Source organism: Burkholderia sp. BC1 (assembly GCF_052683555.1).
The window spans coordinates 50,313-71,366 of sequence record NZ_JBQYLP010000029.1 but is presented as its reverse complement, the minus strand read 5'-3'; the positions used below and the strand labels follow the sequence as shown (position 1 = coordinate 71,366).

Genomic DNA, 21,054 nt, shown 5'->3' with positions numbered 1-21,054 from the left:
GATGAACCCAACCGGTGACCGGGCATGACTCTCGACATCACTCAGTTCTACCAGACATTCTTCGACGAAGCGGACGAGCTGCTCGCGCAGATGGAGCAACTGCTGCTGAACCTCGACGTCGGCTCGCCCGACGCCGAAGATCTGGCCGCGATCTTTCGCGCCGCGCATTCGATCAAGGGCGGCGCGGCGACGTTCGGGTTCTCGGCGCTGACCGACACCACGCACATTCTCGAATCGCTGCTCGACCGCGCGCGCAACCACGAGCTGACGCTGACGAAGGAAATGGTCGACGCGTTCCTCGAGACGAAGGACGTGCTGTCCGACCAGCTCGCCGACTATCGCGCGAGCGCGGAACCCGACGCGGCGGCCGCCGCGGCAATCTGCGCGAAGCTCGAGCGGCTGCAGGCCGATAGCGGCGGCGCGGCGGCATCGGTCGCCGCACCGGCGGCGGTCGCCGTCGCGGCGCCCGCTCCCGCGACGCCGGCCGTTGCGCCCGTAGCGGACGGCCAGCGCGCGCCCGACCATGTCGTCGAGCAGGCGGTCGCGGCCGCGCATCCGTCCGCGGCCGGCGCACCGGCGCCGCAGGCCGACGCCGCCGATAACGGCGACGGCCCGCACCTGAAGATCACGCTGACGGGCGTCGACGCGAAGGATCAGGCGCTGCTCGTCGAGGAACTCGGCAATCTCGGCCGGATCGTCGGCCGCACCGAAGTCGGCGACGCGCTGACGCTGTGGCTCGAATCCGACGTGCCGTCCGACGACATCGTCGCGGTGTGCTGCTTCGTGATCGACGAAAGCCAGATCCGGATCGCGCGCGGCGCCGCGCCGGCCGCCGCGCAGCCGGCTGCGGCCGCACAGGTCGTCGCCGAACCGCCGCATGGCGAAGCCGCGCCGCAACCGGCCGCGCCGGCAGCGGCGCCCGCAGCAACCGCCGCGGCACCGGCCGCAACGCCGGCCGCATCGACCGCATCCGCCGCATCGGCCGCCGCGCCTGCCGCGCATGTCGAATCGCCCGCGCCGTCCGCGGCCGCGCAGCCCGCCGCCCATCACGACGACAAGCGCGCACGTCCGGCCGCGGCCGCCACGGCGGGCGCGGAAGGCAGTTCGATCCGCGTCGGCGTCGAGAAGGTCGATCAGCTGATCAACCTCGTCGGCGAACTCGTGATCACGCAGGCGATGCTCGCCGAGACCGCGAGCGCGTTCGACCCGGCACTGCACGACCGCCTGTTCAACGGGATGGCGCAGCTCGAGCGCAACGCGCGCGACCTGCAGGAAGCCGTGATGTCGATCCGCATGATGCCGATGGACTACGTGTTCAGCCGCTTCCCGCGCCTCGTGCGCGATCTCGCGGGCAAGCTCGGCAAGCAGGTCGAACTGGTCACGTTCGGTCAGGCGACCGAACTCGACAAGAGCCTGATCGAGCGCATCATCGATCCGCTCACGCACCTCGTGCGCAACAGCCTCGACCACGGCATCGAGACGGTCGACAAGCGGATCGCGGCCGGCAAGGACGCGGTCGGCCAGCTCGTGCTCTCGGCCGCGCATCACGGCGGCAACATCGTGATCGAGGTCAGCGACGACGGCGCGGGCCTGAACCGCGAGCGGATCCTGGCCAAAGCCGCGAAGCAGGGCATGCAGATTCCCGAGAACATCAGCGACGACGAAGTCTGGCAGCTGATCTTCGCGCCGGGCTTCTCGACCGCCGAGACGGTGACCGACGTGTCGGGCCGCGGCGTCGGAATGGACGTCGTGAAGCGCAACATCCAGTCGATGGGCGGCCACGTCGAGATCTCGTCGCAGGCCGGGCGCGGCACGACCACGCGGATCGTGCTGCCGCTCACGCTCGCGATCCTCGACGGGATGTCGGTGAAGGTCGGCAGCGAGATCTTCATCCTGCCGCTGAACTTCGTGATGGAGTCGCTGCAGCCGTCGAACGACGACATCTACACGGTCGGCAACGGCGAGCGCGTGGTGCGCGTGCGCGGCGAATACCTGCCGCTCGTCGCGCTGCATGAAGTGTTCTCGGTCGAGGGCGCGCGCACCGATCCGACGCAGGGGATCGTCACGATCATGGAAACCGAGGGGCGCCGCTTCGCGATGCTGATCGACGAGCTGGTCGGCCAGCAGCAGGTCGTCGTGAAGAACCTCGAAACCAACTACCGCAAGGTGCACGGCATCTCGGCGGCGACCATTCTCGGCGACGGCAGCGTCGCGCTGATCGTCGACGTCGCGGCGCTGAACCGCGAAACCCGTGCGACGCACGGCGCCCGGGCGGGCGCCGAGCTCGCGATGTTCTGACTCTCGCCATCAACCGATTGGGGGCAAACGTGTCTGCTGAAGTCCAAATGATCAATCCGGCCGCGGCGAACGCGGCCAATGCGACGACCGGCCGCCGCGACGCGGAACATGGCGACGCGACGGGCCAGGAATTCCTGGTGTTCACGCTCGGCGACGAGGAATACGGGATCGACATCCTGAAGGTGCAGGAGATCCGCGGCTACGACAGCGTCACGCGGATCGCGAACGCGCCCGACTTCATCAAGGGCGTGATCAACCTGCGCGGCATCATCGTGCCGATCGTCGACATGCGGATCAAGTTCCACCTCGGCCGCGTCGAGTACGACCACCAGACGGTCGTGATCATCCTGAACGTTGCACATCGCGTCGTCGGGATGGTCGTCGACGGCGTGTCGGACGTGCTGACGCTGTCGGCCGAGCAGATCATGCCGGCGCCCGAATTCGGCGCGACGCTGACGACCGAATATCTGACGGGCCTCGGCACCGTCGACGGCCGGATGCTGATCCTGATGGACATCGAGAAGCTGATGTCGAGCCGGGAAATGGCGCTGATCGAAACGCTCGGCGCATAAGCGCGCGATACGCGCGCACGGAACTTCGGGAGAATCTGCGATGTTGCAAAACTGGTCGATCCGCACGACGCTCACGGCGGTCGGACTCATCCTCGTCTGTCTTGCCGCCGCGATCGGCGGCCTCGGTCTGTTCGCGCTGAATCACGCGAGCCGCTCGCTCGACGAGATCGCGCACGTCGATCTGCCGGCGATCCACGCGCTCGACGATACGTCGTCGTATCTGCTGCGCGCGCGCGTGTCGCTCGACCGCTTCCGCTCGCTGACCGAGGCCGGCAACGCGGCCGAGGCCGCGAAGGTGCTCGATCGTGCGCAGGAGCTGTTCGCGAAGTCGAACCAGAACTGGCAGACGTTCCAGTCGACGCCGAAGCTCGGCGTCGAGCAGGCGCTCGTCGACGAGCTCGCCGCGCGCTACGCGACGATCGTGAAGGAAGGCGTCGAGCCGGAGTTCGCGGCCGCGCGCGCGGGCGACATGGCCGCTTACCACGCGGTCGCCGATACGAAGATCAGCCCGATGTTCGTCGCATACGACCAGGCCGCCGCGGCCGTGATCGCGTCGCTGCAGCAGCGCGCGAACGACCGCCACGCGTCGACGCAATCGCAGATCTCGCTGATGATCGCGCTGATCGCGGCCGGCATCGCGATCGCGTTCGTCGTCGTGATCGCGATCCGCTTCGCGCTGCGCGGGCTGATCGTCAAGCCGCTCGAGGACGCGATCGCGCATTTCGAACGGATCGCCGGCGGCGACCTCACGCAGCCGGTGCACGTGTTCAGCAAGAACGAGATCGGCCGGCTGTTCGGCGGCATCAAGCGCATGCAGGATGCCGTGACCGCGATGGTGCAGGCCGTGCATCGCGGCACCGAATCGATCGACGTCGGCGCGCGCGAGATCGCGACCGGCAATACGGATCTGTCGCAGCGCACCGAGGAACAGGCCGCGTCGCTGCAGGAAACCGCGTCGAGCATGGAGCAGCTGACGGGCACCGTGCGCCAGAACGCAGAGAACGCGCGGCAGGCGAGCCAGCTCGCCGTGAACGCGTCGGACATCGCGACGCAGGGCGGCGAGGTGGTCGGCCAGGTCGTGTCGACGATGCAGGACATCGCGGCGAGCTCGGGCAAGATCGTCGACATCATCGGCACGATCGAAGGGATCGCGTTCCAGACCAACATCCTCGCGCTGAACGCGGCGGTCGAGGCGGCGCGCGCAGGCGAGCAGGGCCGCGGCTTCGCGGTCGTCGCCGGCGAGGTGCGCTCGCTCGCGCAGCGCAGCGCGACGGCCGCGAAGGAGATCAAGCAGCTGATCGGCGATTCGGCCGCGAAGGTCGACAGCGGCTCGGCGCTCGTCGCGCGCGCGGGCTCGACGATGGACGAGATCGTGCAGGCCGTGCGCCGCGTGACGGACATCATGGGCGAGATCAGCGCCGCGTCGGACGAGCAGTCGACCGGCATCGAGCAGGTCAATCGCGCGGTCGGCCAGATGGACGCCGTCACGCAGCAGAACGCGGCGCTCGTCGAGCAGGCGGCCGCCGCGGCCGCGTCGCTCGAGGAGCAGACGCGTCAGATGAAGGCGATCGTGTCGACCTGGCGTGTCGCAGGCGGCACGGCGCTCGCGCCGGTGCGTGCCGCGCGTACGGTCGAAGCGGCGGCCGTGCCCGCGCTGCCGGCCGGCACGCCGCGCGACGACGCACCGGTCGCCGCACTGCCGGCGCCGGGCGCGTCGAACGCATCGCATGCCGCATCGAACGGATCGAACGCGTCGAACACTGCATCGCAGCCGGCTCGCCGTGCATCCGGCTCGGCCGCGTCGTCGAGCGCCGCCCGCACGGCCGCCGATTCGGCCGCGCGCACGCCGGCGGCGAAGGACGCGCCGGCCGCGTCGGGCTACGGCCCGCGCGTCGCGAAGGCCGCCGCACCGGCCGACAAGCCGGCCGCGAAGCCCGCGCTCGTGCGTCCGGTGCTGAACGGCGAGAAGCCGGCGCTGGCGACGGCCGGCGCGTCCGACGACGACTGGGAGACCTTCTAAATCATGCAGGCCGCGCGCGTGCCGTTTCGACCCGATGCACCGGATGCCTCGCCTCGCGCGGGCGAGCCGGGGCGCGACTTCGCGTTCACGGGCGCGGATTTCGCGCGCATCCGCGCGCTGATCCATCGCCGTGCGGGTATCTCGCTGTCCGATCACAAGCGCGACATGGCGTATAGCCGGCTCGCGCGGCGGCTGCGCGCGCGCGGGCTCGACTCGTTTCGCGAGTATCTCGACCTGCTCGAACAGGAAAACGACACGGCCGAGTGGGAAGCGTTCACGAATGCGCTGACGACGAACCTCACCGCGTTCTTTCGCGAGTCGCACCATTTCCCGATCCTCGCGGAGTTCGTGAAGGGCCGCGCGGCGCCCGTGTCGGTGTGGTGCTCGGCGGCATCGACCGGCGAGGAGCCGTACTCGATCGCGATCACGCTGATCGAGGCGCTCGGCGAATCGGCGGCGCGCAGCGCGTCGATCCTCGCGACCGACCTCGACACGCAGGTGCTCGCGAAGGCCGAGGCCGGCATCTATACCTACGACCAGGTCAAGCATCTGTCGCCGGAGCGGCTGAAGCGCTTCTTCCTGAAGGGCACGGGCGCGCAGGCCGGCCGCGTGAAGGTGCGGCCCGAACTGCGCGCGATGATCCGCTTCGAGCAGCTGAACCTGACTGATGCCGACTACGGGATCGCGAAGCCGTTCGACGCGATCTTCTGCCGCAACGTGATGATCTATTTCGACAAGCCGACGCAGAGCCAGGTGCTCGCACGCTTCGAGCCGCTCGTGAAGCCGGGCGGGCTGCTGTTCGCCGGCCACTCGGAGAACTTCACGTATGTGACGCAGGCGTTCCGGCTGCGCGGGCAGACCGTCTACGAGCTGACGCGCGATGCGGCGGGCGGCGCACGCCCGCGCGGCGCGCCGCCGGCCGACGCCGCGCCGCCGCGCCTGCGCGCGCACGCCGACGCCGCCGCGGGCGCGTCCGGAGGCCGCGGATGAGCGCGCTGCCGATTGCGACGAACCGCTACTTCGACAACCACTTCGGCCTGCCCGGCGTGAAGCTGCTGCCGAACGAGTTCTATACGACGGCCGACGACATGGTGCTGACGACCGTGCTGGGCTCGTGCGTCGCCGCCTGCCTGCACGATCCGTTCGCGGGCATCGGCGGGATGAACCATTTCATGCTGCCCGACGACGGCGCGGACGCCGGCGCGCCCGCATCGGAATCGATGCGCTACGGCGCGTACGCGATGGAAGTGCTGATCAACGAACTGATCAAGGCCGGCGCGCGCCGCGATCGCTTCGAAGCGAAGGTGTTCGGCGGCGCGGCCGTGCTCGCCGGCATGACGACGATCAACATCGGCGATCGCAACGCCGACTTCGTGCGCCGCTACCTCGCGCTCGAACGCATCCGCATCACCGCCGAGGATCTGCAGGGCGTGCATCCGCGCAAGGTCGCGTTCATGCCGCACACGGGCCGCGCGATGGTGAAGAAGCTGCGGCTGCAGGTGCCGGGCGTCACCGAGCGCGAAGCCGCGCTCGCGCGCGAGGCCGAGCGGCTGCGCGCGGCGCGTGCGCACGTCGAGCTGTTCCGGACGAAGCCGCCGGCTGCGCCGCAGCCGGCGCGGCCGCGCATCGAGCTGTTCGGCGGGCGCGGCGCGAGCACGGGCGCGGGCGCGGGCGCGGGCGCGGGCGCGGGCGCGGGCGCGGGCGCGGGCGCGAGCGGCACGGCAGGCGCCGCGCGGACCGGCAGCGCAAGCGGCGGCAGCCCGTACGCCGGCAGCCCGTTTGCCGGGGCGGCGCACCCCGCGACCCCATCGAAAAAGCAGGAGGCGTGAACGTAGTGCAGAAGATCAAAGTGTTGTGCGTCGATGACTCGGCGCTGATCCGCAGCCTGATGACCGAGATCATCAACGGCCAGCCGGACATGATGGTATGCGCGACGGCGCCCGATCCGCTCGTCGCGCGCGAGCTCATCAAGCAGCACAACCCCGACGTGCTGACGCTGGACGTCGAGATGCCGCGCATGGACGGGCTCGACTTCCTCGAGAAGCTGATGCGCCTGCGGCCGATGCCGGTCGTGATGGTGTCGTCGCTGACCGAGCGCGGCTCGGAGATCACGCTGCGCGCGCTCGAACTCGGCGCGGTCGATTTCGTCACGAAGCCGCGCGTCGGGATTCGCGACGGGATGCTCGACTACGCGGAAAAGCTCGCAGACAAGATCCGCGCGGCGTCGCGCGCGCGCGTGCGCCAGACGCCGCAGCCGCAGGCGGCGGCCGCCCGCGCGGCGGGCGGGCACCCGGCCGCACCGATGGTCAACAACCCGCTCGTCAGTACCGAGAAGCTGATCATCATCGGCGCGTCGACGGGCGGCACCGAGGCGATCCGCGAGGTGCTGACGCCGCTGCCGCCCGATGCGCCGGCCGTGCTGATCGCGCAGCACATGCCGCCCGGCTTCACGAAGTCGTTCGCGCAGCGGCTCAACGGGCTGTGCCGGATCGCGGTGAAGGAAGCCGAGCACGGCGAGCGCGTGCTGCCGGGCCATGCGTACATCGCGCCCGGCCATGCGCACCTGCTGCTCGCGCGCAGCGGCGCGAACTACATCGCGCAGCTGTCGGACGAGCCGCCGGTGAACCGTCACCGGCCGTCGGTCGACGTGCTGTTCCGCTCGGCGGCGACGCATGCGGGCAAGAACGCGCTCGGCGTGATTCTGACGGGGATGGGCCGCGACGGCGCGGCCGGGCTGCTCGAGATGAAGCGTGCGGGCGCGCATACGTTCGCGCAGGACGAGGCGAGCTGCATCGTATTCGGGATGCCGCGCGAGGCGATCGCGCTCGGCGCCGCGGACGAGGTCGCGCCGCTGGCGGAAATGAGCCGCCGCGTGATGGCGCGGCTCGCGACGATGGGCGATCGCGTGCAGCGTGTCTGAATGGAATGTCGCGGGACGCGTGCGATGACGCGCGCCCGCACGGAAACGAATCTGGAAAGGAACGACGATGGACAAGAGCATGAAAATCCTGGTGGTGGACGATTTCCCGACGATGCGCCGGATCGTCCGCAACCTGCTCAAGGAACTGGGCTATACGAACGTCGACGAGGCCGAGGACGGCGCGGCCGGTCTTGCGCGGCTGCGTGGCGGCGGCTTCGATTTCGTGATTTCGGACTGGAACATGCCGAACCTCGACGGCCTCGCGATGCTGAAGGAAATCCGCGCGGACGCGTCGCTCGCGCATCTGCCGGTGCTGATGGTCACCGCGGAATCGAAGAAGGAGAACATCATCGCGGCCGCGCAGGCCGGCGCGAGCGGCTACGTCGTGAAACCGTTTACGGCCGCGACGCTCGACGAGAAGCTGAACAAGATCATCGACAAGATGGCCAAGGCCGGGAGCTGACGTGAACGAGCCGATCCATGCCGCGCCGGGCGATGCGCCGTTCGGCGGCGACAGCCAGCCCGAAGGCGCCGATCTCGCGAGCGACCGCATCCTCGCGCGCATCGGCCAGCTCACGCGCACGCTGCGCGACTCGATGCGCGAGCTCGGGCTCGACAAGCACGTCGAGCGCGCGGCGGAAGCGGTGCCCGACGCGCGCGACCGGCTGCGCTACGTCGCGACGATGACCGAGCAGGCCGCCGAGCGCGTGCTGAACGCGATCGAGATCGCCAAGCCGGTGCAGGAGCGCGTCCAGAACGAAGCCGAGGCACTGGACGCGCGCTGGGCGCAGTGGTATGCGGCGCCGATCGAGCATGCGGAAGTGCGCGAGCTGATGGACGACACGCGTGCGTTCCTGCGCGCGCTGCCCGACGCGACCTCGGCGACCAACGCCCAGCTGCTCGAAATCATGCTCGCGCAGGATTTCCAGGATCTGACCGGCCAGGTGATCAAGAAGATCATGGACATGGTCTACCTGATCGAGCAGCAGCTGCTGACCGTGCTGGTCGAGAACATTGCGCCGGAACGGCGCGAGCAGTTCGCGGCGACGGCGGCCGCGCTCGCGGCCGAGAAGACGAGCGCGACCGGCAGCCCCGAGTCGCTGCTGAACGGCCCGCAGATCGCGCCGGAAGGCAAGCCCGACGTCGTGCAGGACCAGGCGCAGGTGGACGACCTGCTCGCCAGCCTCGGCTTCTGACGCAGCGCGTCGAGCGTCGCGGCCGCGCCGTTCCCCCCGGGCGGCGGCCGCGCGTCGGCATTTCCGTGCGGAATTGACACTTGGACACACTCCGCAGGCATACTACGCGTCAGCAGCAACGCAGCGTCATTCATACGATCATCGCGATCGCGGGCGGCGGCGCCCGCGTCGACGCCAGTCCCTGGGGGGGAACGTGAAGCTGAAACGTTTGGGCAGGGCTGCCGCGCACGCGGCAGTTGCAACGGGCGTGCTGTGGGCGACCCACGCGTACGCCGAACTGGGCGGGGCGCCGATGTCGCCGCCCGCCAACGATCCGGCGGCCACCGTGCGCGCGATGCAGCGCGCAATGCGCTCGGCCGACGGCACGCCGACGAGCGCGGCCGCGTACACGATGCGCGAGATCACGCTCGGTTCCGGCACCGTGATCCACGAATACACCTCGAGCGCGGGCACCGTGTTCGGTCTCGCATGGCGCGGGCCGACGGTACCGGATCTCTCGTCGCTGCTCGGCAGCTATTTCCAGCAGTACACGGCCGGCGTCGAAGCCGCGCACGCGGCACGCGGCTGGCGCGCGCCGGTGTCCGTCGCGACCGGCGGGCTCGTGATCCGCACGGGCGGCCACATGGGCGCGTTCTCGGGCCAGGCATGGCTGCCGAACGCACTGCCCGCCGGGCTGACCGGCAACGACATCCAGTGACTGCGGGAGAACGATCTTGCGAATTCCTCGTACTTTCATCCGCTGGGTCGGCGTCGCGGGTCTGGCGATCGCGACGGCGTTGACGGTCGTCGCGTGCGGCGGCGGCGATGGCGACGGCGGCGGCAATTCGACGGGCGGCAACACCGGCGGGTCCGGCGGCACCGGCGGCTCGGGCTCCGGCTCGGGCGGCGGCACGGCCAACACCGCGAACACGGCCGTCATCACGGTCAATTCCGGCGTCGCGAGCGTCATTAACATTCCTACGGTCAGCGTGACGGTCTGTGCACCGGGCACCACGAACTGCCAGGTCGTGAACAACGTGCTCGTCGACACCGCGTCGTACGGCCTGCGGCTCGTCAGCACCGCGGTATCGGGCCTGCTCGGCAGCCTGCCGCAGACGACGAGCGGCGGCGCGCCGCTCGCCGAGTGCGGCAAGTTCGTGTCGAGCTACACCTGGGGTTCGGTGCGCACGGTCGACCTGTCGATCGGCTCCGAACAGGCGTCGTCGTTGCCGGTGCAGATCATCGGCGATCTCGGCACCACCAACGTGCCGACGTCCTGCACGAACGGCAACACGTCGGCGAACTCGGCCGGCACGCTCGGCGCAAACGGGATTCTCGGCATCGGGCCGGCACCGTACGACTGCGGCGACAACTGCGTGACGTCCACATCGTCCAATTACAACAACTACTACGCGTGCCCGAACGGCAATGCGAGTTGCACGGTCACGCTCGTGCCGCTCGCGCAGCAGGTCGCGAATCCGGTCCATCGTTTCGCGACCGACAACAACGGCGTGATCGTGCAGATGCCGAACATCTCGAACAGCGGGCAGGCGAGCGCGACGGGCCTGCTGACGTTCGGCATCGGCACGCAGAGCAACAACGCGCTGGGCGCCTCGTCGACACTGACGTCGACGACGGCCGGCGACGTCACCGCGACGTTCCTCGGCCGCACCGTCACGGCGTTCTTCGATACGGGCTCGAACGCGTATTTCTTCGACGACTCCTCGCAGGCGATCTGTTCGCGCAACACGTCGTTCTACTGCCCGACGTCGACGACGACCTACTCGGCGACGCTGACCGGCCAGAACGGCACGTCGGCCGGCGTGACGATGCCGGTCGTGAACGCGGACGCGGTGTTCGCGAACACGTCGACGTTCGCGTTCAACGACATCGCGGGCCCGTTCGGCTCGTCGCAATGGCTCGATCTCGGCCTGCCGCATTTCTACGGCAAGACGATCTACTTCGGCATGGACCGCCGGTCGATGGGCGGCGCGGCGCCTTACGTCGCATTCTGACCGGCCCGGCCGGCCGTACCGAAAAGGGGGGGGCGACTCGGTCGCCCCCTTTTTTCATCCGCGGGCGACACGCAGGCGCCCGCCGCGGAGCCGCGCCGGCCGGGCGATCGCGCCCGTCCGATTCGCAGAAATACCCCCCTTTCCCGGCTTTGCTCGACCGATCGGCGGTTGACGCGTCCATCAATAATCGCTGTCAGTGAAAAGCGGCATTCCGCCGTAGCCGTAGCCGACTGGAGGCCCCGTGGCAGACGAGAGCGATCTCGACCGGACCGAAGCCGCCACTCCGAGACGCCGCGAGAAGGCGCGCGAGGAGGGGCAGGTCGCGCGTTCGCGCGAACTGGCTTCGTTCGCGCTGCTCGCGGCGGGCTTCTACGGCGCGTGGCTGCTCGCGGGACCGGCGGGCGCGCATCTGCAGGCGATGCTGCGCGGCGCGTTCGCGTTCGACCGCGCGACCGCGTTCGACACGCACCGGATGCTGTCGGCGGCCGGCAGCGCGAGCCTCGAGGGGCTTGCCGCGCTGCTGCCGATCCTCGCACTGACCGGCGCGGCCGCGCTGCTCGCGCCGATGGCGCTCGGCGGCTGGCTGATCTCGCCGAAAACCTTCGAGCTGAAGTTCGACCGGCTCAATCCGGTCGCGGGTCTCGGCCGCATCTTCTCGATCCAGGGGCCGATCCAGCTCGGCATGTCGATCGCGAAGACGCTCGTCGTCGGCGGCATCGGCGGCGTCGCGATCTGGCGCAGCAAGGACGAACTGCTCGGCCTCGCGACGCAGCCGCTCGATACGGCGCTCGTCGACGCGCTGCATCTGGTCGCCGTGTGCTGCGGCACGACGGTGGCCGGGATGCTGGTCGTCGCCGCGCTCGACGTCCCGTATCAACTCTGGCAGTACAACAAGAAGCTGCGCATGACGAAGGAAGAAGTGAAGCGCGAACACCGCGAGAACGAAGGCGATCCGCACGTGAAGGGGCGGATTCGCCAGCAGCAGCGCGCGATCGCGCGTCGCCGGATGATGGCGGCCGTGCCGAAGGCGGACGTCGTCGTCACGAACCCGACGCACTTCGCGGTCGCGCTGCAGTACGCGGACGGCGAAATGCGCGCGCCGAAGGTCGTCGCGAAGGGCGTGAACCTCGTCGCCGCACGCATCCGCGAACTCGCGGCCGAGCACAACGTGCCGCTGCTCGAAGCGCCGCCGCTCGCGCGGGCGCTCTATCACAACGTCGAACTCGAACGCGAGATTCCGGGCGCGCTGTATTCGGCCGTCGCCGAAGTGCTCGCGTGGGTCTATCAGCTCAAGCGCTTCCGCGCCGAAGGCGGCGCGTTCCCGGCCGCGCCCGTCGATCTCGACGTGCCGGCCGAGCTCGACAAGGGCGCGACGGTGTCCGCCGACGATGCGCGCGACGAGGCCGAAGACGCGCTCGGCACGCACGGAGGCGCCGCATGAGCACGCCGACCACGGGGCTCTTCGCGAAGCGCGCGACCCTGCTCGCCGGCACCAACCTGCGCGCGCTGGCCGGGCCGATCCTGATCTGCATGATCCTCGGGATGATGATCCTGCCGCTGCCGCCGCTGCTGCTGGATCTGCTGTTCACGTTCAACATCGCGCTGTCGGTGATGGTGCTGCTCGTCAGCATGTACACGATGAAGCCGCTCGACTTCGCGGCATTCCCGAGCGTGCTGCTGTTCTCGACGCTGCTGCGGCTGTCGCTGAACGTTGCGTCGACGCGCGTCGTGCTGCTCGAAGGTCACACGGGCCCGGACGCGGCCGGCCAGGTGATCGAGGCGTTCGGCCACTTCCTCGTCGGCGGCAATTTCGCGGTCGGCATCGTCGTGTTCGTGATCCTGATGATCATCAACTTCATGGTGATCACGAAGGGCGCGGGGCGCATCGCCGAAGTGTCCGCGCGCTTCACGCTCGACGCGATGCCCGGCAAGCAGATGGCGATCGACGCCGATCTGAACGCGGGCCTCATCAACGAGGAGCAGGCGCGCAAGCGCCGCCAGGCCGTCGCGCAGGAGGCCGAGTTCTACGGCTCGATGGACGGCGCGTCGAAGTTCGTGCGCGGCGACGCGATCGCCGGCCTGATCATCATGGCGATCAACGTGATCGGCGGCCTGATCGTCGGGATGATCCAGCACGACATGAGCTTCGCGGCCGCGGGCAAGAACTACACGCTGCTGACGATCGGCGACGGCCTCGTCGCGCAGATTCCGTCGCTCGTGATCTCGACCGCGGCCGGCGTGATCGTGTCGCGCGTCGCGACCGACGAGGACATCGGCACGCAGATCACCGGCCAGCTGTTCACGAATCCGCGCGTGCTGACGATCACCGGCGCGATCATCGTGCTGATGGGGCTGATCCCCGGCATGCCGCACTTCGCGTTTCTCGCGCTCGGCGCCGGCGCGATCTGGCTTGCGCGCACGCAGACGAAGCGCGCGGCCGCACGCAAGGCGGCCGGCGACGTGACCGAAATCGCACCGCCCGCCGCGCTGCCGTCCGACAGCCACGAAGCGACGTGGGACGACGTGCAGCTGATCGATCCGCTCGGCCTCGAAGTCGGCTATCGGCTGATTCCGCTCGTCGATCGCAACAGCGACGGCGAGCTGCTCAAGCGGATCAAGAGCATTCGCAAGAAATTCGCGCAGGAAATCGGCTTCCTGCCGCCGGTGATCCATATCCGCGACAACCTCGAACTGCGTCCGAACGCGTACCGGATCGCGCTGAAGGGCGTCGAGATCGGCACGGGCGAAGTGTTTCCGGGCCAGTGGCTCGCGATCAATCCGGGGCAGGTGACGGCCGCGCTGCCGGGCGCCGCGACGCAGGATCCGGCGTTCGGGCTGCCGGCCGTGTGGATCGACGTCGCGATGCGCGAGCAGGCGCAGGTGTACGGCTACACGGTCGTCGATGCGAGCACCGTGGTCGCGACGCATCTGAACCATCTGGTCGTCCAGCACGCGGCCGAGCTGCTCGGCCGGCAGGAAGTGCAGGCGCTCGTCGAGCGCACCGGCAAGGACGCGCCGTCGCTAGTCGAGGATCTGGTGCCGAAGACGGTCTCGCTGACGACGCTGCAGAAGGTGCTGCAGAACCTGCTCGACGAAGGCGTGCCGATCCGCGACATGCGCACGATCCTCGAGGCCGTGTCCGAGCATGCGGGCCGCGGCGACGCATACGAGATCACGGCCGCCGTGCGCCTCGCGCTCGGCCGCGCGATCACGCAGCAGTGGTATCCGGGCACGGGCGACATGCAGGTGATGGGTCTCGACGCGAATCTCGAGCGCGTGCTGTCGCAGGCGCTCGCGACCGGCGCGAATCCGGGCCTCGAGCCCGGGCTCGCGAACACGCTTCTGACCGGCACGCAACAAGCGATGCTGCGTCAACAGAATCTCGGGCTGCCGCCCGTGCTGCTCGTGCAGCACGCGTTGCGCGCGATGCTCGCGCGCTTCCTGCGCCGCAGCCTGCCGCAATTGAAAGTGCTGTCGTATGCCGAAGTGCCGGATACACGCACGATCAAGGTTGTTAACGTCATCGGGGGTTCCGCTTGAACATTCGCAAATTCACCGGCGCGACGAGCCGCGACGCGCTTCGTCTGGTGCGCGAGGCGCTGGGCGCCGACGCCGTCGTGCTGTCGAACCGCGCGCTCGATGACGGCAGCGTCGAAATCGTCGCACTCGCCGACGCCGAACTGGCCGCGGTCGCACCGCCGGCCGCCGCTGCCGTGCGAGCGCGCCTGCCCGAATCGGCGCTGCCCGCCGCCGTGCCCGCGGCCGCCGTGCCCGGTATCGTCGCGCGGCCCGCCGCGCCCGCCCGCGCGGTCGCGAATCCGTATGCGACGGACGAACACGGGCTGCCGGACGTGTTCTCGTCGGTGTTCGGCGCGAGCGCCGAGACGACGCAGGCGGCCGCCGGCCCTGCCGCGCCGGCCGCGGACGAGCCGGACGCGGTGCGCGCGAATGCCGCCGTGCCGGCGCCGGCACATGCGGCGCCGCCCGCCGCGTCGGGCGAGCCGGCCGCATGGCTCGTCGAGCACGCCAAACGCCTGACGCAGCAGCGCGATGCGCTGCGCGCCCGTACGCAAGCCGCGCCCGCCGCGTCGGCCGGCGCCGCACACGCGCCGCAGGACGCGGCGCCCGCGACGTCGCCCGACTGGATGCGCGACGTCGCACGCGAAGCGGAACGGCGCGCGCCGGCCGCCGCGCGCACGACCGACGCGGCTGCCGCAAAAGCGGCCGACCGCGCGCGGCTGTCCGCCGATACGGCGGCGGCCGTCGCCGACGCGGTGAAGTCCGGCGTCGAGCGCATCGTCAACGACACGGTGATGCACGAGCTCGGCGCGCTGCGCGGAATGATGGAAGCGCAGTTCGACAACCTGATGTGGCACGACCGCCAGCGCCGCAGCCCGGTGCACGGCGCATTGTCGAAGCATCTGTTCGCCGCCGGTTTTTCCGCGCAGCTCGTGCGGATGCTCGTCGATCATCTGCCGGCCGGCGACGGTGCGCAGACGTTCGACGCGGCGCTCGAATGGGCGCAGTCGGTGCTCGCCGCGAACCTGCCGGTGCTCGGCAGCGAGGACGCACTGATGGAGCGCGGCGGCGTGTTCGCGCTGATGGGGCCGACCGGCGTCGGCAAGACGACCACGACCGCCAAGCTCGCGGCACGCTGCGTGATGCGCTTCGGCGCGAGCAAGGTCGCGCTGCTGACGACCGACAGCTACCGGATCGGCGGCCACGAGCAGCTGCGCATCTTCGGCAAGATCCTCGGCGTGCCGGTCCACGCCGTGAAGGACGCCGGCGATCTGTCGCTCGCGCTGTCCGAGCTGCGCAACAAGCACATCGTACTGATCGACACGATCGGGATGAGCCAGCGCGACCGCGCGGTGTCCGACCAGATCGCGATGCTGCACGGCGCGAGCACGCCGGTGCAGCGGCTGCTGCTGCTCAACGCGACGAGCCACGGCGACACGCTCAACGAAGTCGTGCAGGCCTATCGCAGCGCCGGCGACCGCGCCGATCTCGCCGGGCCGGACCTGGCCGGGCCTGACCTGGCCGGGCCTGACCTCGCCGGCTGCATCCTGACGAAGCTCGACGAGGCGACGCATCTCGGCGGCGCGCTCGACACCGTGATCCGCTACAAGCTGCCCGTGCACTACGTGTCGACCGGCCAGAAGGTGCCGGAAAACCTGTACGTCGCGACTACGCGCTTCCTGCTGAAGAGCGCGTTCTGCGTGCCGCGCGACGGCTCGCCGTTCGTCCCGCAGGACGACGACATGCCGCTGCTGCTGTCCGCGCTGACCGCCCGTGCGGCCGCCGATCTGCACGAGGTGCGATTTGGATAAACGAACGATCGACCAGGCCGAAGGACTGCGGCGCCTGCTGGCCGGGCGCGGGTCGCGCATCGTCGCGGTGACGGGCGGGCCGACCGGCGTCGGCTGCACGTCGACCGTCGTGAACGTCGCCGCCGCGCTCGCGGCGCTCGGCAAGGACGTGCTCGTCGTCGACGAGCGCGCGGACGTGCATTCGGCCGCCGCGACGCTCGCCGGCGCATGGCTGCGAGACGGCGAGCGCACGCGCGTCGCGGCCGGTTTCTGGCTGTGCGCGAGCGCGCAGGCCGCGCGTGCCGGCTACGGCGATGCGCAGCTGAGCGCCTTCGTCGACGGCCCGGCCGACATCGTGCTGATCGACGCGCAGCTCGGCGCCGACGGCACGCTCTCGACGCTCGCGCGCGAAGCGCACGACGTGCTGATCGTCACGCGCGTGGCCGCGCACGCGATCACCGAAGCGTACGCGTGCATGAAGCGGCTGCATTTCGCGCACGCGACCGCGCAATTCCGCGTGCTCGTGAACCACGTCGGCAGCCATGCCGATGCGAAGACCGCGTTCGACAACCTCGCGGGCGTCGCGAGCCGCTACCTGACCGTGTCGATCGCCGATGCCGGTTGCGTGAGCGCCGATCCGCTCGTCGAGCACGCGCGTGCGCTGACGCGCTGTACGGTCGACGCGTTTCCGTCGTCGCCCGCCGCGCGCGACTACCGAAAGATCGCGGCCGACCTGCTGTACTGGCCGATGCGCCCGCGTGCGGGCACGGGTGCCGCGCGCGAGCTGCGCGGCGGGCAGCCGTCGTACCGGACGGGCGCGGCGCACGCCGCATGAGCGTCACCGGAAGGAGAGAGCCATGATGTACAACGCTCAGGGAAAGATCTCGCAGGCCGACGTGCTCGCGCAGTACGCGCCGCTCGTGCGCCGTCTCGGGCTGCAGCTCGTCGCGAAGATGCCGGCGAGCGTCGATCTCGACGACCTGATCCAGGCCGGCATGATCGGGCTGATGGATGCGGCCGGCCGCTACAAGGAAGACCAGGGCGCGCAGTTCGAGACGTACGCGACGCAGCGGATCCGCGGCGCGATGCTCGACGAGCTGCGCAGCAACGACTGGCTGCCGCGCAGCCTGCGCAAGACTTCGCGTGAAGTCGAACTCGCGGTGCACCAGGTCGAGCAGCGGCTCGGCCGCGCCGCGAGCGAGGCCGAGATCGCGCAGCACCTGAACATGCCGCTCGACGAATACCAGGCGATGCTGCAGGACCTGCACGGCAGCCAGCTCATCTACTACGAGGATTTCGACCGCGCGGCCGACGACGAGCCGTTCCTCGACCGCTATCGCGTCGATCACGCCGATCCGTTGTCGGCGCTGCTCGACGAGCATCTGCGCGGTGCGCTCGTCGAGGCGATCGAGCGGCTGCCCGAGCGCGAGAAGCTGCTGATGTCGCTCTACTACGAGCGCGGACTGAATCTGCGCGAGATCGGCGCCGTGCTCGAGGTCAGCGAATCGCGCGTGTGCCAGCTGCACAGCCAGGCGGTCGCGCGATTGCGCGCGCGGCTGCGCGAGCAGGCGTGGGTCGGCGCGGAAAGCTGAAGCGCCTGCGGGCGGCGGCGCGGCGCATCGCGCCGTTCGCGAGCATCGCGACACGGACCGCCGCGCGCATCTCGATAAAGGGGCGCGCTTCGCGCCGCGGGCCCGCGCCGACGACGATCGACGCGGCCGACACAAGAAATTTCCGTCGCGATTTGCTACAATCGCAGCCGTTTTCCGAGGAGCGTTGCGACGGACCTTCTGCGTCCGCCAGGCTCGGAAGGCTTCACCAGGCAGCCGTGCGGCGACATTCGCGCCGGCCCGCCTCCTGAACGGCGCTCACGTCATCAATTTCTAGAACTTTTTTAGAAAGGAGGGCGTGATGAGCGCCGTTATCGATTCGAAAGCTTCCCAGGATTACGTCGTCGCCGACATGGCACTTGCCGGCTGGGGCCGCAAGGAGCTGAACATTGCCGAGACCGAAATGCCGGGCCTCGTGCAGATCCGCGACGAATACAAGGCGCAGCAGCCGCTGAAGGGCGCGCGCATCGCCGGTTCGCTGCACATGACGATCCAGACCGGCGTGCTGATCGAGACGCTGAAGGCGCTCGGCGCCGACGTGCGCTGGGCTTCGTGCAACATCTTCTCGACGCAGGACCACGCGGCTGCCGCGATCGTCGAAGCCGGCACGCCGGTGTTCGCGTTCAAGGGCGAATCGCTCGACGAATACTGGGAGTTCTCGCACCGCATCTTCGAATGGCCGAACGGCGAATTCGCGAACATGATCCTCGACGACGGCGGCGATGCGACGCTGCTGCTGATCCTCGGCGCGAAGGCCGAGAAGGATCGCTCGGTGATCGCGAAGCCGACCAACGAGGAAGAAGTCGCGCTGTACAAGTCGATCGCGCGCCACCTCGACATCGACGCGAACTGGTACTCGAAGCGCCTCGCGCACATCAAGGGCGTGACCGAAGAAACGACGACCGGCGTGCACCGCCTGTACCAGATGGAAAAGGACGGCCGCCTGCCGTTCCCGGCGTTCAACGTGAACGACTCCGTCACGAAGTCGAAGTTCGACAACCTGTACGGCTGCCGCGAGTCGCTCGTCGACGGCATCAAGCGTGCGACCGACGTGATGATCGCGGGCAAGGTCGCGGTGGTCGCGGGCTACGGCGACGTGGGCAAGGGCTGCGCGCAGTCGCTGCGCGGCCTCGGCGCGACCGTGTGGGTCACCGAGATCGATCCGATCTGCGCGCTGCAGGCGGCGATGGAAGGCTACCGCGTCGTGACGATGGAATACGCGGCCGACAAGGCCGACATCTTCGTGACCGCGACCGGCAACTATCACGTGATCACGCACGATCACATGAAGGCGATGCGCCACAACGCGATCGTCTGCAACATCGGCCACTTCGATTCGGAAATCGACGTCGCGTCGACGCGCCAGTACCAGTGGGAAAACATCAAGCCGCAGGTCGACCACATCATCTTCCCGGACGGCAAGCGCATCATCCTGCTGGCCGAAGGCCGCCTCGTGAACCTCGGCTGCGCGACCGGCCACCCGTCGTTCGTGATGTCGAACTCGTTCGCGAACCAGACGCTTGCGCAGATCGAACTGTTCACGCGCGGCGACCAGTACGAGAACAAGGTCTACGTGCTGCCGAAGCATCTCGACGAGAAGGTCGCGCGTCTGCACCTCGCACGCATCGGCGCGCAGCTGTCGACGCTGTCGGACGAGCAGGCCGCGTACATCGGCGTGCAGAAGGAAGGTCCGTTCAAGCCGAACCACTACCGCTACTGATGCGTGCCGCCGCTGCCGCGCCGCATGCGCCTCGCGCGCGCACGGCGCAGCAGCGCGGCGTCATCCGGCCGGGCGGCCCGTTGCATGCGTTTGCGCGCGGCCCGCTCGCACCGGCGGCCACCGATCGACAACCGAAGAACCGGAGCACACCATGAGTCTCATCCTGACCTGGGTCATCAATGCCCTCGCGCTGCTGATCATCACGTACCTCGTGCCGTCGATCCACATCAAGAGCTTCGGCACCGCGCTGATCGTCGCGGTCGTGCTCGGCCTGATCAACACGGTGATCCGTCCGGTGCTGATCCTGCTGACGCTGCCCGTGACGGTCGTCACGCTCGGGCTGTTCATCCTCGTCGTGAACGCGCTGTGCTTCTGGTTCGCGTCGTCGCTGCTGAAGGGCTTCGAGGTGTCCGGGTTCTGGTCCGCGTTCTTCGGTTCGATCCTGTACAGCATCGTGTCGTGGCTGCTGTCCGCACTCATCTTCGGTCAGCGCAACCTCGGCTGAGGGCTGAACCCTCCGAATCATGAAACCGATCGAACTCTCGTTTGAATTCTTTCCGCCGAAAACGGCGGACGGCGTCGAGAAGCTGCGCGCGACGCGTGCGCAGCTGCTGCCGCTGAAGCCGAAATTCGTCTCCGTGACGTTCGGCGCCGGCGGCTCGACGCAGCAAGGCACGCTCGATACCGTGCTCGACATGCAGAAGGACGGCCTCGACGCCGCGCCGCACCTGTCGTGCATCGGCTCGTCGCGCGACAGCCTGCGCGCGATCCTCGACCAGTACCGCTCGTGCGGCATTCGTCACATCGTCGCGCTGCGCGGCGACCTGCCGTCCGGGATGGGCTCGGTGGGCGAGCTGCGCTACGCGTCGGAACTCGTCAGCTTCATCCGCGCGGAGCACGGCGACTGGTTCCACATCGAAGTCGCCGGCTATCCGGAATACCATCCGCAGGCGCGCTCGCCGAAGGCCGATCTCGAGAACTTCGCGCGCAAGGTGAAGGCCGGCGCGAATTCCGCGATCACGCAGTACTTCTTCAACGCGGACGCGTATTTCCGCTTCGTCGACGACGTGCGCAAGCTCGGCGTCGACGTGCCGATCGTGCCGGGCATCATGCCGATCACGAACTTCTCGCAGTTGATGCGCTTCTCCGAAATGTGCGGTGCCGAAGTGCCGCGCTGGGTCGCGCGCCGGCTCGAGAGCTTCGGCGACGATCGCGAATCGATCCGCGCGTTCGGCGCCGACGTCGTTACCGGCCTGTGCCAGCGTCTGATCGACGCGGGCGTGCCGGGGCTGCACTTCTACACGCTGAACGCGGCTGCCGCGACGAAGGCGATCTGCGAACGCCTCGACGTGTAGGCGTGGCGCGCGCGGCCTGCCGCTGCATGCCCCGTCGGCTTCGGCCGGCGGGGTTTTTTT

At 69.2% G+C, this 21,054-nt stretch carries 18 protein-coding genes and 1 riboswitch; all 18 genes read left to right on the top strand.

Translation table 11 applies throughout. The features are described 5' to 3' along the window. Positions 1 to 24: 24 nt before the first annotated feature. The 18 genes from cheA to metF all read left to right on the top strand — a co-directional run bounded on the left by cheA (position 25) and on the right by metF (position 20,994). Positions 25 to 2,298 (top strand): chemotaxis protein CheA, encoded by a 2,274-nt coding sequence (cheA, locus tag ACSHSS_RS16405; RefSeq protein WP_261513450.1) that lies wholly within the window; start codon positions 25 to 27, stop codon positions 2,296 to 2,298. A gap of 47 nt (positions 2,299 to 2,345) precedes the next feature. Next, positions 2,346 to 2,870: a chemotaxis protein CheW gene (gene cheW / locus ACSHSS_RS16400; RefSeq protein ID WP_006401394.1), complete on the top strand. Its 525-nt coding sequence runs from the start codon at positions 2,346 to 2,348 to the stop codon at positions 2,868 to 2,870. 40 nt (positions 2,871 to 2,910) lie between these two features. Then, a complete protein-coding gene (locus ACSHSS_RS16395) occupies positions 2,911 to 4,890 on the top strand; it encodes a methyl-accepting chemotaxis protein (protein ID WP_012212513.1) in 1,980 nt (659 codons plus the stop codon). 3 nt (positions 4,891 to 4,893) lie between these two features. Next, positions 4,894 to 5,880, top strand: coding sequence for a CheR family methyltransferase (locus tag ACSHSS_RS16390; RefSeq protein WP_445545239.1), 987 nt, complete (start codon positions 4,894 to 4,896; stop codon positions 5,878 to 5,880). Continuing rightward, on the top strand, positions 5,877 to 6,719 hold the full coding sequence (gene cheD / locus ACSHSS_RS16385) for a chemoreceptor glutamine deamidase CheD (RefSeq protein ID WP_445545238.1): 843 nt from the start codon (positions 5,877 to 5,879) through the stop codon (positions 6,717 to 6,719). Before ACSHSS_RS16390 ends, cheD begins: the two co-directional genes overlap by 4 nt. Next, the gene (locus tag ACSHSS_RS16380; protein WP_080594207.1) at positions 6,716 to 7,810 is read left to right on the top strand and encodes a protein-glutamate methylesterase/protein-glutamine glutaminase; all 1,095 of its coding nucleotides are present in this window, start codon (positions 6,716 to 6,718) and stop codon (positions 7,808 to 7,810) included. The genes cheD and ACSHSS_RS16380 overlap by 4 nt, the downstream gene beginning before the upstream one ends. Before the next feature lie 67 nt (positions 7,811 to 7,877). Next, positions 7,878 to 8,273 carry a chemotaxis response regulator CheY gene (cheY, locus tag ACSHSS_RS16375; RefSeq protein ID WP_006401389.1) on the top strand — a complete coding sequence of 132 codons (396 nt, stop codon included), beginning with the start codon at positions 7,878 to 7,880 and terminating at the stop codon, positions 8,271 to 8,273. A 1-nt stretch (position 8,274) separates the two neighbouring features. Then, entirely contained in the window at positions 8,275 to 9,006 is a 732-nt protein-coding gene (gene cheZ, locus ACSHSS_RS16370) for a protein phosphatase CheZ (protein ID WP_006401388.1), read from the top strand. A gap of 193 nt (positions 9,007 to 9,199) precedes the next feature. Beyond that, the gene (locus ACSHSS_RS16365) at positions 9,200 to 9,703 is read left to right on the top strand and encodes a DUF2844 domain-containing protein (RefSeq protein WP_217191784.1); all 504 of its coding nucleotides are present in this window, start codon (positions 9,200 to 9,202) and stop codon (positions 9,701 to 9,703) included. Between the two features lie 16 nt (positions 9,704 to 9,719). Continuing rightward, the gene (locus ACSHSS_RS16360; RefSeq protein WP_217191783.1) at positions 9,720 to 11,000 is read left to right on the top strand and encodes a DUF3443 domain-containing protein; all 1,281 of its coding nucleotides are present in this window, start codon (positions 9,720 to 9,722) and stop codon (positions 10,998 to 11,000) included. A 241-nt stretch (positions 11,001 to 11,241) separates the two neighbouring features. After that, positions 11,242 to 12,441 (top strand): flagellar biosynthesis protein FlhB, encoded by a 1,200-nt coding sequence (gene flhB / locus ACSHSS_RS16355; protein WP_006408234.1) that lies wholly within the window; start codon positions 11,242 to 11,244, stop codon positions 12,439 to 12,441. Next, the gene (gene flhA, locus ACSHSS_RS16350) at positions 12,438 to 14,540 is read left to right on the top strand and encodes a flagellar biosynthesis protein FlhA (RefSeq protein ID WP_006401384.1); all 2,103 of its coding nucleotides are present in this window, start codon (positions 12,438 to 12,440) and stop codon (positions 14,538 to 14,540) included. Before flhB ends, flhA begins: the two co-directional genes overlap by 4 nt. Beyond that, positions 14,537 to 16,330 (top strand): flagellar biosynthesis protein FlhF, encoded by a 1,794-nt coding sequence (gene flhF, locus ACSHSS_RS16345; RefSeq protein ID WP_261513459.1) that lies wholly within the window; start codon positions 14,537 to 14,539, stop codon positions 16,328 to 16,330. Before flhA ends, flhF begins: the two co-directional genes overlap by 4 nt. Continuing rightward, a complete protein-coding gene (locus ACSHSS_RS16340; protein WP_217263005.1) occupies positions 16,323 to 17,144 on the top strand; it encodes a MinD/ParA family ATP-binding protein in 822 nt (273 codons plus the stop codon). The genes flhF and ACSHSS_RS16340 overlap by 8 nt, the downstream gene beginning before the upstream one ends. 22 nt (positions 17,145 to 17,166) lie before the next feature. After that, on the top strand, positions 17,167 to 17,901 hold the full coding sequence (locus ACSHSS_RS16335; RefSeq protein WP_006401381.1) for an RNA polymerase sigma factor FliA: 735 nt from the start codon (positions 17,167 to 17,169) through the stop codon (positions 17,899 to 17,901). Positions 17,902 to 18,071: 170 nt separating this feature from the next. Then, positions 18,072 to 18,186, top strand: a riboswitch (S-adenosyl-L-homocysteine riboswitch). Between the two features lie 31 nt (positions 18,187 to 18,217). Continuing rightward, positions 18,218 to 19,639, top strand: coding sequence for an adenosylhomocysteinase (gene ahcY, locus ACSHSS_RS16330; RefSeq protein ID WP_080512292.1), 1,422 nt, complete (start codon positions 18,218 to 18,220; stop codon positions 19,637 to 19,639). A 151-nt stretch (positions 19,640 to 19,790) separates the two neighbouring features. Beyond that, positions 19,791 to 20,144, top strand: a complete 354-nt coding sequence (locus tag ACSHSS_RS16325; protein ID WP_006401378.1) for a phage holin family protein — start codon at positions 19,791 to 19,793, stop codon at positions 20,142 to 20,144. A gap of 19 nt (positions 20,145 to 20,163) precedes the next feature. Further along, positions 20,164 to 20,994: a methylenetetrahydrofolate reductase [NAD(P)H] gene (gene metF, locus ACSHSS_RS16320; protein ID WP_006401377.1), complete on the top strand. Its 831-nt coding sequence runs from the start codon at positions 20,164 to 20,166 to the stop codon at positions 20,992 to 20,994. The last annotated feature ends 60 nt before the right edge of the window (positions 20,995 to 21,054 follow it).